The sequence below is a fragment of the Streptomyces sp. NPDC012827 genome, assembly GCF_042900905.1.
Lineage (GTDB): Bacteria > Actinomycetota > Actinomycetes > Streptomycetales > Streptomycetaceae > Streptomyces > Streptomyces gulbargensis.
On the sequence record NZ_JBIBBY010000006.1, the window covers coordinates 195345 to 207775 of the forward strand.

The window sequence follows — 12431 nt, forward strand, 5'->3', positions numbered from 1 at the left end:
CGGCGACGGCGTGGGCGCCGCCCGCGTACCTCTCGCGCGCCCTCCGGGGCAGGGGTGACCGTGGTGCCGTCCGGGGATCAGGCCTGCCCGCTCCCGGCCGCGAGTTGCGGCGGGGTGACGGGTGGTTCACGCTGGAACCACCTCACCGAGGGTTCACCGGCGGTGACAGAGCGTTCCGGTCGCCGCCTGCTGTACGCATGACAGATCCGAATCTTCGTCTTCTTACGACAACTTCGGGGAGTCGCCGCCGTGATCAGCGAGCCGAGCAGGTACTACGCGGTGGAGCTTCACGCCCTGCCGTCGCGGATCGGACAGATCCGCCGCATCGTCTCCGCCCATCTCCGCCATTGGCATCTCGACGCCCTGGTGGAACAGGCCGCGCTCGGCGTGACCGAGCTGCTGTCCAACGTCCACCGGCACGCGGAGCCCGACAAACGCTGCACCGTCGAGCTGCAACTGCTGCTCGACCGCCTCACCGTCTCGGTCCGGGACAACGACCCCCGGATCCCGGAGCCGATCGGCTTCGCGACCGGGTCCACCGCGGGTGCCGGGCTTCCTCCCACCACCCCCGGACGCTTCGCCGGGCTCGACGGGTTCGAGGAGCTGGCCACCTCCGGCCGGGGCCTCGCCATCGTCGGAGCCGTCAGTGAGAGCTGGGGCGTCCGCCCGTGCGGCACCGACGGCAAGGTCGTGTGGTTCACCCTCACGGCCCCCGCCGCCCCGACGCCGTCCCGTGTCACCGCCGAGGCCGTCCAGGGCTGCGCCGGCCCTCTCGCCGAGAGCCCCTTCGTCTCGTACGGCCGCTTCCCCGATGTGCCTCTGAGCACCCCGGCGGCGCCCCTCAGCAGTCCTCCGGACCCGGCCCGCACGCCGGCGGCGGTCCGCTGACGGACGCCTCGGGGACGCCCCTCACCCGGCCCGTCCGGTCCCGCCGGGCGGGCCGGTTCCGTGGCCCGAGCCGCGAGGAACCCGCTCGCCCGGCGTGACGGGGGCTCAGGCGGTGGCGACGAGGGTGAGGTAGGCGATGCCGAGGATGTCCCGGTAGCCGTTGAGCCAGCCGGACCGCTGCCGGTCGACCCGTTCACGGGTCTCGGCGGCGAGGGGATGGCCGGGGTTCGCCGCCAGCCACAGTTCCGTGTCGGAGCGGTAGCCGGACTCGAACTCCTCCCATTCGTCCCGGCTCGCCCGCTCGATCCACGCGGGCCGGAAGCCGGCCTCGATCGTCAGGTCCACGAGCGCGCCGAGGGAGAGGTGGTCGCCGGCCCGGGCGCCGGGCCACATGGCGGCCAGCTCGGTCTCGGTGGGGGTGCGTTCCCAGAATCCCTCCCCGAGGACGACCCGCCCGCCGGGGCGGACGAGCCGCCGCAGTTCGCGCAGCGCCGCGGCGGGGTCGTGCGGCTGCCCGGGGTCGCAGAGCGCCTGGCTGGACCCGAGGCAGAGGACGGCGTCGACGGGGCCGCGGCCGGTGCCGAGGGCGGACTCCTCGACGAAGGTGACGCGGTCGGCGAGTCCGCGCTCGCGGGCCAGGGTCCGGCCCCGGGCGAGGTCCTCCGCGTCGATGTCGATCCCGGTGCCCCGGGCGCCGGGGGCGGCGTCGAGGACGCGCAGCAGCAACTCCCCCCAGCCGCAGCCGATGTCGAGGACGTCGGCGGGTGCGGCGGCGGCGATCCGGTCGACGAGCCGGGCGGCCCGCGCCTCGGAGAGCGGGCCGTGGAAGGTGAGGCCGCCGAGGCGGGGAGGAAGGCTGGTGTCGCTCATGATCCGGAACGCTAACCGGTGACCGGGCTGCCGCGCGCGGGGTTTCCCGGGAGCGGGGGAGGGTTCGGGGGGCGGGCGGGACGGTCAGGGAGCGGGGTTCCCCGAGGCGCGGGTTCCCGGGAGCGGGGAGGGCCGGGGCGCCGTAGCCTGGCGGGATGTACTCCACCCGCGTCTCCCGCCGCGTGGCGGCCCCGCCGTCGGCCGTCTACCGGGCACTCCTGAATCCGGCGGCGGTCGCCCGCTGGCGGGTGCCGTACGGGATGACCGCCGAGGTGCACGTCTTCGAGGCCCGCGAGGGAGGCGCCTTCCGGGTCTCGCTCACCTACGGCGCGGACACGCCGGACGGCGCCGGCAAGTCGGACGCGCGCACGGACACGTACCACGGCCATTTCGTCGAACTGGTCCCGGACGAACGGGTCGTGGAAGCGGTCGAGTTCGAGACCGACGACCCCGCCCTCACCGGCACGATGACCCTGACGACCCTCCTCGTCCCCCTCCCGGGCGGAACGGAGGTCCGTGTCCTCCACGAGAACGTCCCCGACGCGATCCCCGCCGCCGACAACGAGACCGGCCTGCGCATGGCCCTGGACCGTCTCGCCGCCCTGGTCGAGAGCGGGAGCGGCACCCCGCCGGCCACTGCCTGAGTCCGGTGGCGGCCGGCCGTCGGCGACATCCGGCGCCCGTGATGGGACACTTCCGTCATGACGACGAGACGGCGGACTCAGGCGGAACGGGACGCGATCACGGTCGAGATCGGCTACGCGCTGTTCAGCGCGGTCCTCCTCGCCGCTCTCGTCCTCGCCGCGATCGCCGGCCCGGCGGCGGTCTGGGAACTGCCGAGGGCCGTCGAGAAGTCCCTGGTCGCCGCGGGGGCGGTGATCGGCGGCGTGCTGGGGGTGCTCCGCGTCGTCCACGTCCTGTGGCACCACGGGAAGCACCGGGAGAGGCTGTCCGCGGACGGCGCGGGCAGCCGTCCGGGGCACGACGCGGAGGGTGGAGAGGCGATGTCGTGATCGCCGGTCGCTCCGCCCCGCGCCCCGGTGCCGGGAGCGGCCCGCCGTCGCGCGGGGCAGGCCCCGCGGTCAGACGGGCGGCAGCAGATCGCTCTCGCTGAGGGTGTGGCTCAGCGGCGGCCAGAGGAAGTCCGTCTCCTCGTTCTCGCGCCGCCGCAGCCGGTAGAACGCGCGCCTCTGCTCGTCGTCGGCCGGCGCGAGACGCGCGCCGCCGGGGAGGTACGCGCATCCGTCCCGGAAGCCGACGAGCGTCCTCGACGTGCGGAACGTGACTCCGAGCCACCGGTTCTCCGCCGCCCGGCGGGCGGGGTCCAGGACGATCCTGTGTCTGAGCCGCCTGTTCGTGCCGAGGGAGAAGGCGACGACGCCGTGGTGGTCGAGGGGGATCTCGAACGTCTCTTCCCCGGGCTCCTTCGCCTCGAAGATCAGTTTCCTCGGCGGGCTCGCTTCGGGACGCTCGTAACAGGAGAAGACGGCGATGTACGAGTCGTCGGCCAGGTCGAGGGCCTGGTCCGAATGACCGCCCATGGTCGCGTACGCGTTCGTGTACGTCTCGATGAGCGCGTTGTTGAAGCCGACGGGAATCGCCGCGTGTTCCTGGATCCGCCGCGCCAGCCGTTCGTGCACGTCACGGAACCGCTGAGCCGGGCTGCCGTAGCGCGTGGTGGTACGGACGAGCGGTACACCGCCCGCCTCGTCCGGCCTGGTGAGTACGGCGCCCCGCCGGCCCTTTCCCACGTCCTCCCAGCGGACCGAGGCGAACAGTTCGGGAAAGAGGTTCTCCTCGGCGGGCAGGGCGCGCGAGAAGACGCCGTCCCGGGCGCTAGACGAGGGGGGCAAGGTAGTCTCCCGAGTTCATGCTGAAGCGGAACGCGTCGCCGTAGTCGACGAAGGACGAGCTCCTGTTCTCCTCGGCGTACAGCCGGCGCAGCTCGTTCATGCCGTCGGGGGTGGGCGGTCCGAGCCCGACCCTTCCTCCGGCCGTTTCGAGGAACGTCCGGCCGTCTCTGTGCACGGCTTCGGTCTTCGAACAGCGCACGACGTATCCGAGGCGGGTCGGGAGCTTGTCGGCGTCCAGGGCCGAGGGCCGGATCTCGTGCGTGTACAGGCGGTTGGTGGACAGCGGCATGAGGAACACGGAGCCCGGGTGGAGGGTCAGCGTGAACTGCGGGGGCAGCGCGAGCCCGTCGCTGTCCTCGGCCGGCTCCTTGAGGCGGAAGTGGAGTCGGGTGAGGGCGCTGATCGCCTTCACCCCGAGGTCGAAGGGGTCATCCGCCAGGGGGCTCACCTTGTCGAGCCCGTCGTAGAAGGTGCAGAAGGCCATGATGCCGTTGGCCGGCATGTCCTTGGTCTTGTCGGCGTGTGCCGAGATCCTGGCCTTGGACTGCTTGCGCTCCGCCGTGGCCCGGGTGTTGGGGTAGATCTGCGCCAGGACGTGATTCAGCGGTGCCTGGCCCCGGAAGACGGTGGCGGCCTCGCGGTTCAGAGCCTCGACGATGCGCGTGTCGGTCGGGCGGAAGTTTTCGGTGGGCCCCGAGAGATTCGTGGAGCACCGGAGCAGGCGGAACCGCAGTGCGTCGCCGTCGCGCGTGACGGGCGTCAGGTAGATGCCGCTGCGGCGGGCCGTTCCGGGTTTGGTGGACTCGGTGAGGGACTGGAAGGCGTGCTCGGCACGGATCCGTCCGAAGTGGTCGTCGCCGGGAGCGAAGAAGCGGCGGTAGTACACGCCGGCTCCGTGGACGCGGAGGGGAACCCGGCCCGGCCCGACGGAGGTCCAGGGCCCGCCGGCCTCCTCGTCGTCACCGTGTGACGGCTCCCGTACGGCGAACACCCGGTCGGCCGCGGCGAGCCGGCGGCTGTCGACCGCGGATGCGTCGCCCCACACGTATACGGTCTTCCCCGCGAGGTCGGTCACGCCGGAGGCCAGCTCCTCCGGTGTGACGGTGGCTCCGAGGAAGTCCCTGACCAGGTCGTGGTCCCGCGGCGGCGCGGGCGCGACCAAGAGGGTGTTCGTCGCGTCGACGCGGGCTTCCGGCTGTGTGGTGCGCATGAAACGGCCCCCCGTTCACGGATCCTACCGATGCCCCCACCATGGACACGGCAACGGCCCGTGCTTCTCCGCGCGTCGCAAGCGCGGGCGAAAGGAGCCGGACCGGTGAACCGTGATCGTCTCACGGCCGCGCGGTGAACGGGGCCAGGCCGTGTCTTTTGGATCAGGCCGGATCAGGGAGCGGCGTCTGGCGCCGTGCATCGCAAGGCGGAGGAGGGAGTCCATGCGGAGCATCGGCGACCGACGACAACGCAGCAAGGCGCGGTGCCAGGCGCCGCGAGCCCGGCAAGATCCGAAAGACACGGCCTAGGTGTATTGCTCACGAGCGTTGTTGACACACTGGTTTGGTCTTGATCATGGCGAAGACCTCCGGTGTGGTGGAGGTGTCTAGGCTTCACCGCACGGAGGTCTTCGTGTCCCACCGTAATGCCCGGCTGACCGTTCACGGCAGGCGGATACTGGTCGAACGTGTCCTGGCGGGCCGTCCCGTCGCGCATGTTGCCGCGGAGATGGGGATATCCCGTCCCACTGCCCACAAATGGGTCCGCCGCTGGCGGAGTGAGGGCGACGCGGGCCTGCACGACCGTTCCAGCCGGCCCCGCACGACACCGCACCGGACCTCCGCCGCCCTGGAGGCCCGGGTCTGCCGCCTGCGTTCCGAGCGCAAGCTCGGCCCCGCCCGGATCGGCCCGATCCTGGGCCTTCCCGCCTCGACCGTCCACCGCATCCTTCGCCGGCACAACCTGAACCGCCTCGCCTGGCTCGACCGGCCCACCGGCGAACCGATCCGACGCTACGAACGGGCCCGGCCCGGCGAACTGGTCCACGTCGACATCAAAAAGCTCGGCAACATCCCCGACGCCGGCGGCTGGCGAACCGTCGGCAGGACCGCCGGCGACCGTAATCGCCAGGCCACCACCACCGCACGCAAGAACTGCGCGCCGGTGATCGGCTACAGCTACATCCACTCGGCCGTCGACGACCACTCCCGCCTGGCCTACAGCGAGGTCCTGCCCGACGAACGCCAGCACACCGCCATCGCCTTCTGGCAACGCGCCAACGCGTTCTTCAACGCACACGGCATCACCGTCGAACGCGTCCTGACCGACAACGGCGCCTGCTACAAATCCAAGCTTTTCACCCAGACCCTCACCGCAGCCGGAATCGCCCACAAGAAGATCCGCCCCTACCGACCGCAGACCAACGGCAAGGTCGAACGCTTCAACCGCACCCTCCTCGACGAATGGGCCTACCTGAGGCCCTACACCTCGAACACCGAGCGCACCGAAGCCCTGGCAGACTTCCTCCACACCTACAACCACCACCGCTGCCACACCGCACTCAACGGACACCCACCCATCACCCGCGTCAACAACCCTGCGGGTCAATACACCTAGGGGGTGGCCGGTTCGCGCCCGAGGGCGGTGAGGGGGTCGTCGAGGACGGGCTGCCAGGCCAGTTCGGCCGCACCGACGAGGCTGTTGTGGTCGAGGGTGCACGGCAGGATCGGCACGCCCCCGCTGCGGCCCCACAGGCTGCGGTCGGCGACGACGGCGCGCAGGCGTTCGGGGTCGGCGTGCAGGAGTTCACGGTGCAGGCCGCCGAGGATGATCCGGTCCGGGTTGAGGATGTTCACCAGACCGGCCAGGCCGAGGCCGAGCCGGTCGATCAGTTCCTCGGTGGCGGCCCGTACGCCCGGATCGTCGGGGCTCGTACGCAGCAGGTCGCGCGCCTGCTGGAGCAGGGACACCTCGGGGCCGGGGTCGCGCCCGGCGACGGTGAGGAAGGCCAGCGGGTCGGTCTCGACGTCGAGACAGCCGCGGCTGCCGCAGTGGCAGGGGCGCCCTTCCGGATTGACGGTGAGGTGTCCGACCTCCAGGGCGAGGCCGGCGCTGCCGGTGTGGAGGCGGCCGTCGAGGACGAGCGCGCCACCGACGCCGCGGTGGCCGGTGGCCACGCAGAGCAGGTCGCGGGCGCCCCGGCCGGCACCGTGGCGGTGCTCGGCGAGCGCGGCGAGGTTCACGTCGTTGCCCGTGAAGGCGGGGCCCTCGATGCCGGCGGCCCGTACCCGCTCGGCGAAGATCTCCCGGACGGGCGCCCCGGCCGGCCAGGCGAGGTGGAGCGGGTTGAGCGCGGTGCCCTCGGGTTCCGCGACGGCGGACGGAGCGGCGAGACCGGCGCCCACGCAGCGGCGTCCGGTCTCGCGCAGCAGCGCCGCGCCCGCGTCGACGACCGCCCCGAGCACCTGGGCGGGGTCGGCGGAGACGGTGACGCAGCCGGGTGCGGTGGCCACGAGGGTGCCGCCGAGGCCGACGAGCGCGGCGCGGAAGCCGTCGGCGTGCACCTGGGCGGCGAGGGCGACGGGCCCCTTCTCGTCGACGGCGAGCCGGTGCGAGGGGCGGCCCTGCGAGCCGGCGGCGGCGCCGGGGTTGGAGTCGACCCGGATCAGACCGAGCGCCTCCAGCTCGGCGGCGACGGCCCCGGCGGTGGCCCGCGTCACCCCGAGTTCGGCGGTCAGAACGGCCCGGGTCGGCGCCCGGCCGGTGTGCACCAGTTCCAACGCGGGCCCGAGGGCGCTGCGTCCCCGGTCCAGCCGCGTGCGGGTCGTCGTCGCCTTGCCGTTCATGGGGGCGAGTCTCCCATGATCGGCAGGCCCTCGCGGTCCGGGGGCGGGTGGGGCCGCGGCGGGGCGGGGCCCGGTGCCGACGGCTCGGGCGGTGGGGCCCGTGCCCGGCCCTTCCCGTCCCGCCGGTTGAAAGCGGCACCCCGAGGCCCCTATCCTGAGTTTGTGCCGCTACTAAACAAAGTACGGACGGCCGCCTCGGGGGGCTTCGGCGGAGACACCGCCGCCCGCTCCCTGTCCCGCCTCCGCCTCGCCCTGACCCTGTTCTTCGCCCTCGACGGTTTCCTCTTCGCCGGCTGGGTGGTCCGGATCCCCGCCGTCAAGCAGCAGACGGGCGCGACGGCCGGCGACCTCGGCCTCGCGCTGCTCGGCGTGTCCGCCGGCGCCGTGATCACGATGACGCTGACCGGGCGGCTCTGCCGCCGTCACGGCAGTCACGCCGTCACCGTGGCGACCGCCGTCCTCCTGTCGCTCTCCGTCGCGCTGCCCGCCCTCACACGCTCGCCGCTCACGCTCGGCCTCGTCCTGCTCGTCTTCGGCGCCGCCTACGGCGGCATCAACGTCGCGATGAACAGCGCCGCCGTCGACCTGGTGGCCGCCCTGCGGCGGCCGGTGATGCCCAGCTTCCACGCCGCCTTCAGCCTCGGCGGCATGGTCGGGGCGGGGATCGGCGGTCTCCTGGCCGGCAGCCTCTCCCCCACCGCCCACCTGCTCGGGCTCACGGTCGCGGGGCTCGTCCTGACGGCCGCCGCCGGGCCCGTACTGCTGCGCCACCCCTGCCCCGCCCCTCCGGAAGCACGGCCGTCCCGGCCGGACGCGCCCACCACCACGCCGTCACCCGCAACCCGTCGGACCGTGCTGGTGTTCGGGGTGATCGCGCTGTGCACCGCGTACGGAGAAGGGGCGCTGGCCGACTGGGGGGCGCTGCACCTCGCGCAGGACCTGCACGCCCACCCGGGCGTGGCCGCGGCCGGTTACTCCGTCTTCGCCCTGACGATGACCGCCGGGCGGCTGTCCGGCACGCTGCTCCTGGAGCGGTTCGGCCAGACCCGCACCCTGGTCGCGGGCGGAATCACCGCCTCCGCCGGCATGCTCCTCGGGGCGCTCGCACCGACCGTGTGGGCCGCACTGCTCGGTTTCGCGGTGACCGGCCTCGGGCTCGCCAACATCTTCCCGGTCGCCGTCGCCCGCGCGGGCGCCCTCGCCGGACCCGGCGGGGTGGCGACCGCGTCCACCCTCGGCTACGGCGGGATGCTGCTGGGCCCCCCGTCGATCGGATTCCTCGCCGACTGGTTCTCCCTGCCGGTGGCACTCACCACCGTCGCCGCGCTGGCCGCCGGCGCCGCGGTGATGGGCTACGGAGCGCGCAACGCGGGCACCTCCCCGGCCGGTTGACCACCTCGCCCGCCTCGGCGGCCCCACCGCCCCCGCCCGTGTCCGAGGCCTGAGACGGATCACGGCTCGCCTCTTCCGCCGCGCGCCACGGCTGTCAGAATCCGGGCCATGGACATGATCGAGGAAAGCAGTGCCCCCGAGGGGACGATGAAGGTCGCGGAGCACATCGACGCGCTGGACGCGGCGGGACGGGCCCTGGCGGAGGCCGCCGCCGAGGCGGGCCCCGACGTGCCGGTGCCGACCTGCCCCGGGTGGCGGATCCGGGACCTGCTGCGGCACACCACGACCGTGCACCGCTGGGCCACCGCCTTCGTGGCCCAGGGGCACACCTCGTACCACCCCGCCCCACGTGAGCCGGAGCTCGACGGCGACGCCCTGCTCGCGCACTACCGCGAGGGACTGGACGGTCTCGTCGCGGCCCTCCGCGCGGCGCCGGAGGGGCTGGACTGCTGGACCTTCCTGCCGGCGCCGTCGCCCCTCGCGTTCTGGGCGCGGCGGCAGGCGCACGAGACGACCGTGCACCGCGCCGACGCCGAGTCCGCGCTCCCCACGGGCCCCGGCATGGTCGACCCGGTTCTCGCGGCCGACGGCATCGACGAGCTGCTGCGCGGTTTCCACGCCCGGGACCGCAGCCGCGTACGGACTCCCGAACCGCGCCTCCTGCGGGTACGCGCCACCGACACCGGTGACGTGTGGGCGGTGCGGCTCTCCGGCGACGCGCCCCGCACCGAGCGGACCGCGGTGGAACCCGGCGCCACCTTCGGGGAGCCGGCCGCCGACACGGAGCTGAGCGGGACCGCCGACCTGCTCTACCTGTACCTCTGGAACCGGCTGCCCGCCGACGCCGTGACGCTGACGGGGGACCCGGACCTCGCCGACCTGTGGCGCGAGACGTCGGCGATCACCTGGTCCTGAGCCGTCCGGGGCGGGCGGGCACGAGGAAGCGGGTCCCATCCGCCGACGGGACCCGCCCCTGGAATCCGCGAAGCCGCTCCGGCCCGGGGCGCGTTCGCCCCGGGCCCTCGGCCGTGTGATCTCTCAGCCGCCCCGGGTGAGCCGCGCTCAGCAGGACGCGGCGCGCTCGGAGTCGGTGACGGCCTTCGTCAGTTCGGCGAGCTGCGGCTTGAGCTGGTTGAGCCGGCCCTCCGACGACATCCGGTCGTCGTCGAGCGCGTCGACGGTCTGGTTGAACTTGCCGTACACCTTGTCCAGCCTGCCGGTGTCCACCGCAGCGCCGCCGGGCTCCTTGGCGCTCTCGCGGATGTCCTCCATGTCTCCGCTCATGTCCTCGCGGAGGTCCTCGATGTCCGCGTAGCTCGACGACGGGCCGAGCCGGGACATCTCCGACGCGTGCCCCTTGAGACCGGCCAGGTCCTCACAGACGGCGGGGCGCGAGGCGGCGCCGGTCGTGCTCGGGGCGGGGGCGGCGTCCCCGTCCCCGTCGTCGCCGCAGGCACTGAGAGTGAGGGCGGCGACGGCCGTGGCCGCCAGCAGGCCGGCGCTCACGGAACGCCGCCGCCGGACGCGCGCGGGACGGGTACTGGTCGTGTACGTGGTCATGCGACTGCCCTTCGTGACGCAGAGCCGCTGACGTGCGGCGGGTGTGAGGTGCGAGTGTCCGCGAAGGACGAGAGCAAACATCACCTCCGCCGACGACCACCCCCACGGGGCACCCGTCACGCCGCCTCCGCGCCCGTCCGGCCGGAACTCTCGGTGACGGAGGGCGCGTGGGCCCCGCTCCGGTACGGAGGCGGGGCGTCGGCCTTCGGAGGACGGGGCCCGGGGGCGCCGGGCAGGTCGCCGGACGAGCCGCGAGGGGCCCGGCCGTGGTCCGGTTCCACGACCGGTCACGCCTCGACGCGCGCCCGCGTACGCCGGGGCGCCGGCGCCCCGGCGATGGCCCGGTCGCGCGCCCGCGGGCACCGGCCCGGACCCGTGCCCCGGACTGCGCGGGGGCGGGCCTGTGCACACGCCCCCGCCCGTACCCCGGACTGCCCGGGGGCGGCCCGGTGCGCGCGTCCCCGCCCGGCGTGCTCGGGCCGGTCCGCGGGGCCCCGCTCCCGGCGGCGCCGCCCTACGCGTTCTCCGCCGTGCCCGTGTCCCCCGTCGTCCCGGCGGTCCCCGTGCTCCCGGCGACCCCGTCGTCCTGCCCCTTCGCGCCGCTCCCGTCGTCCCCGGACCGCTCCGAGCCGTCCTGCGCGCGGGGCGGGACGCCGCGCCCTGCCGGACCGTGGCCCGCCGAGGTGTCCATCCGGCGGTCGAGGACCTCGAGGGCCCGGCGGGCCAGGCCGTTGGAGCGGACCATGCCGCCGAGGGTGGCCGAACCGCGCGTGATGTCGGTGAAGGCCTTCCAGGCCGGCCGGACACCGGTGATGACCGCGTGCAGGAGCCCCGGGCGCCGCTCGAAGACGGCGAGCATCCGGCGCCCGACCGCCATCTCCACGCCGAGGCCCGCCTTGATGGCGAACGCGTAGTTGAGCGCCTGCCGGCGGGCGTCCACCGCGTCGTTCGCCTCGGCGACCCGTACCGCCCACTCACCCGCGAGCCGGCCGGAGCGGAGCGCGTACGAGATCCCCTCACGGGTCCACGGCTCGAGCAGTCCGGCCGCGTCCCCGCAGACGAGGACGCGGCCCCGGGACAGCGGCGAGTCGTCGGTGCGGCAGCGCGTCAGGTGGCCGGAGGAGATCGTGGGCTCGAAGCCGGCGAGGCCGAGCCGGGCGACGAAGTCCTCCAGGTACCGCTTCGTGGCCGCGCCCTCGCCGCGCGCCGAGATCACGCCGACCGTCAGTGTGTCCCCCTTGGGGAAGACCCAGCCGTAACTGCCGGGCATGGGGCCCCAGTCGATGAGGACGCGGCCCTTCCAGTCCTCCGCCACCGACGGCGGGACCGGGATCTCCGACTCCAGACCGAGGTCGACCTGGCCGAGCTTCACCCCCACATGGGCGCCTATCCGGCCGGCACTGCCGTCGGCGCCCACGACCGCCCGCGCGAGGACTCTCTCGCCGCCCGCGAGGACGACGGCGGCGGTACGCCGGTCGGGGACGGCGGGGCCGTGCTGCTCCACCCGGGTCACGGCGACCCCGGTCCGCAGCTCGGCGCCCGCCTTCTGGGCGTGCTCCACGAGCTGCGCGTCGAACTCGGGCCGGTTGACCAGGCCGAACAGCATCCGGCGCGAACGGCGGGTGCGGGCGAAGCGGCCGTTCAGGGAGAAGGTGACGGCGTGCACCCGGTCCAGCAGGGGAAGTTCGAAACCGGGCGGGAGCGAGTCGCGCGACGGACCGATGATGCCGCCGCCGCAGGTCTTGTAGCGGGGCAGTTCGGCCTTCTCCAGGAGCAGTACCCGGCGCCCGGCGACGGCGGCCGCGTAGGCGGCGGAGGCGCCGGCCGGACCGGCGCCGACGACCACGACGTCCCAGATCCGGTCCGCTGACGTCCCGTCCGCCGCGTCGGCGTCCCGCACGGCCTCCCTCTCCTGCCCCGCTCCGGGCGCCGGATCGGGTGTCGTGCCCGCGGGCTCGGCAGCCACGGGATCGGTGTGCTCCGGACCGGTGTTCTCTGCGTGCTCGCTGCTCACGGTGTGCTTCTGCTCCTG

Annotated in this window: 12 protein-coding genes; 6 read left to right on the plus strand and 6 right to left on the minus strand. The window is 74.0% G+C overall.

What is annotated here, in order from left to right; all coding sequences use genetic code 11:
- Positions 1 to 249 precede the first annotated feature (249 nt).
- Positions 250 to 888 carry an ATP-binding protein gene (locus ACFY60_RS15565; protein WP_388615653.1) on the plus strand — a complete coding sequence of 213 codons (639 nt, stop codon included), beginning with the start codon at positions 250 to 252 and terminating at the stop codon, positions 886 to 888.
- Positions 889 to 993: 105 nt separating this feature from the next.
- Here the strand turns inward: ACFY60_RS15565 and ACFY60_RS15570 are convergent, their stop codons facing one another.
- Entirely contained in the window at positions 994 to 1758 is a 765-nt protein-coding gene (locus ACFY60_RS15570; RefSeq protein ID WP_388615656.1) for an SAM-dependent methyltransferase, read from the minus strand.
- Between the two features lie 155 nt (positions 1759 to 1913).
- On the opposite strand from ACFY60_RS15570, the gene ACFY60_RS15575 reads away from it, so the two are divergent.
- Positions 1914 to 2402, plus strand: coding sequence for an SRPBCC domain-containing protein (locus tag ACFY60_RS15575; RefSeq protein ID WP_388615659.1), 489 nt, complete (start codon positions 1914 to 1916; stop codon positions 2400 to 2402).
- 57 nt (positions 2403 to 2459) lie between these two features.
- A complete protein-coding gene (locus tag ACFY60_RS15580; protein ID WP_388615662.1) occupies positions 2460 to 2771 on the plus strand; it encodes a DUF6332 family protein in 312 nt (103 codons plus the stop codon).
- A gap of 69 nt (positions 2772 to 2840) precedes the next feature.
- Here the strand turns inward: ACFY60_RS15580 and ACFY60_RS15585 are convergent, their stop codons facing one another.
- Positions 2841 to 3611 carry a hypothetical protein gene (locus ACFY60_RS15585; protein WP_388615665.1) on the minus strand — a complete coding sequence of 257 codons (771 nt, stop codon included), beginning with the start codon at positions 3609 to 3611 and terminating at the stop codon, positions 2841 to 2843.
- On the minus strand, positions 3595 to 4821 hold the full coding sequence (locus ACFY60_RS15590; protein WP_388615668.1) for a hypothetical protein: 1227 nt from the start codon (positions 4819 to 4821) through the stop codon (positions 3595 to 3597). The genes ACFY60_RS15585 and ACFY60_RS15590 overlap by 17 nt, the downstream gene beginning before the upstream one ends.
- Positions 4822 to 5234: 413 nt before the next feature.
- On the opposite strand from ACFY60_RS15590, the gene ACFY60_RS15595 reads away from it, so the two are divergent.
- Positions 5235 to 6218, plus strand: a complete 984-nt coding sequence (locus tag ACFY60_RS15595) for an IS481 family transposase (RefSeq protein WP_389458579.1) — start codon at positions 5235 to 5237, stop codon at positions 6216 to 6218.
- Here ACFY60_RS15595 and ACFY60_RS15600 read toward each other — a convergent pair.
- Positions 6215 to 7447 carry an ROK family protein gene (locus tag ACFY60_RS15600; protein ID WP_388614174.1) on the minus strand — a complete coding sequence of 411 codons (1233 nt, stop codon included), beginning with the start codon at positions 7445 to 7447 and terminating at the stop codon, positions 6215 to 6217. The genes ACFY60_RS15595 and ACFY60_RS15600 overlap by 4 nt on opposite strands.
- A 162-nt stretch (positions 7448 to 7609) precedes the next feature.
- On the opposite strand from ACFY60_RS15600, the gene ACFY60_RS15605 reads away from it, so the two are divergent.
- Positions 7610 to 8839 (plus strand): MFS transporter, encoded by a 1230-nt coding sequence (locus ACFY60_RS15605; protein ID WP_388614176.1) that lies wholly within the window; start codon positions 7610 to 7612, stop codon positions 8837 to 8839.
- Between the two features lie 147 nt (positions 8840 to 8986).
- Positions 8987 to 9754, plus strand: a complete 768-nt coding sequence (locus ACFY60_RS15610; protein ID WP_388614710.1) for a maleylpyruvate isomerase family mycothiol-dependent enzyme — start codon at positions 8987 to 8989, stop codon at positions 9752 to 9754.
- 147 nt (positions 9755 to 9901) lie between these two features.
- On the opposite strand, the gene ACFY60_RS15615 is transcribed toward ACFY60_RS15610, so the two are convergent.
- Positions 9902 to 10399: a hypothetical protein gene (locus tag ACFY60_RS15615; protein ID WP_388614178.1), complete on the minus strand. Its 498-nt coding sequence runs from the start codon at positions 10397 to 10399 to the stop codon at positions 9902 to 9904.
- A 514-nt stretch (positions 10400 to 10913) separates the two neighbouring features.
- On the minus strand, positions 10914 to 12413 hold the full coding sequence (locus ACFY60_RS15620; RefSeq protein WP_388614180.1) for a geranylgeranyl reductase family protein: 1500 nt from the start codon (positions 12411 to 12413) through the stop codon (positions 10914 to 10916).
- Positions 12414 to 12431 lie beyond the last annotated feature (18 nt).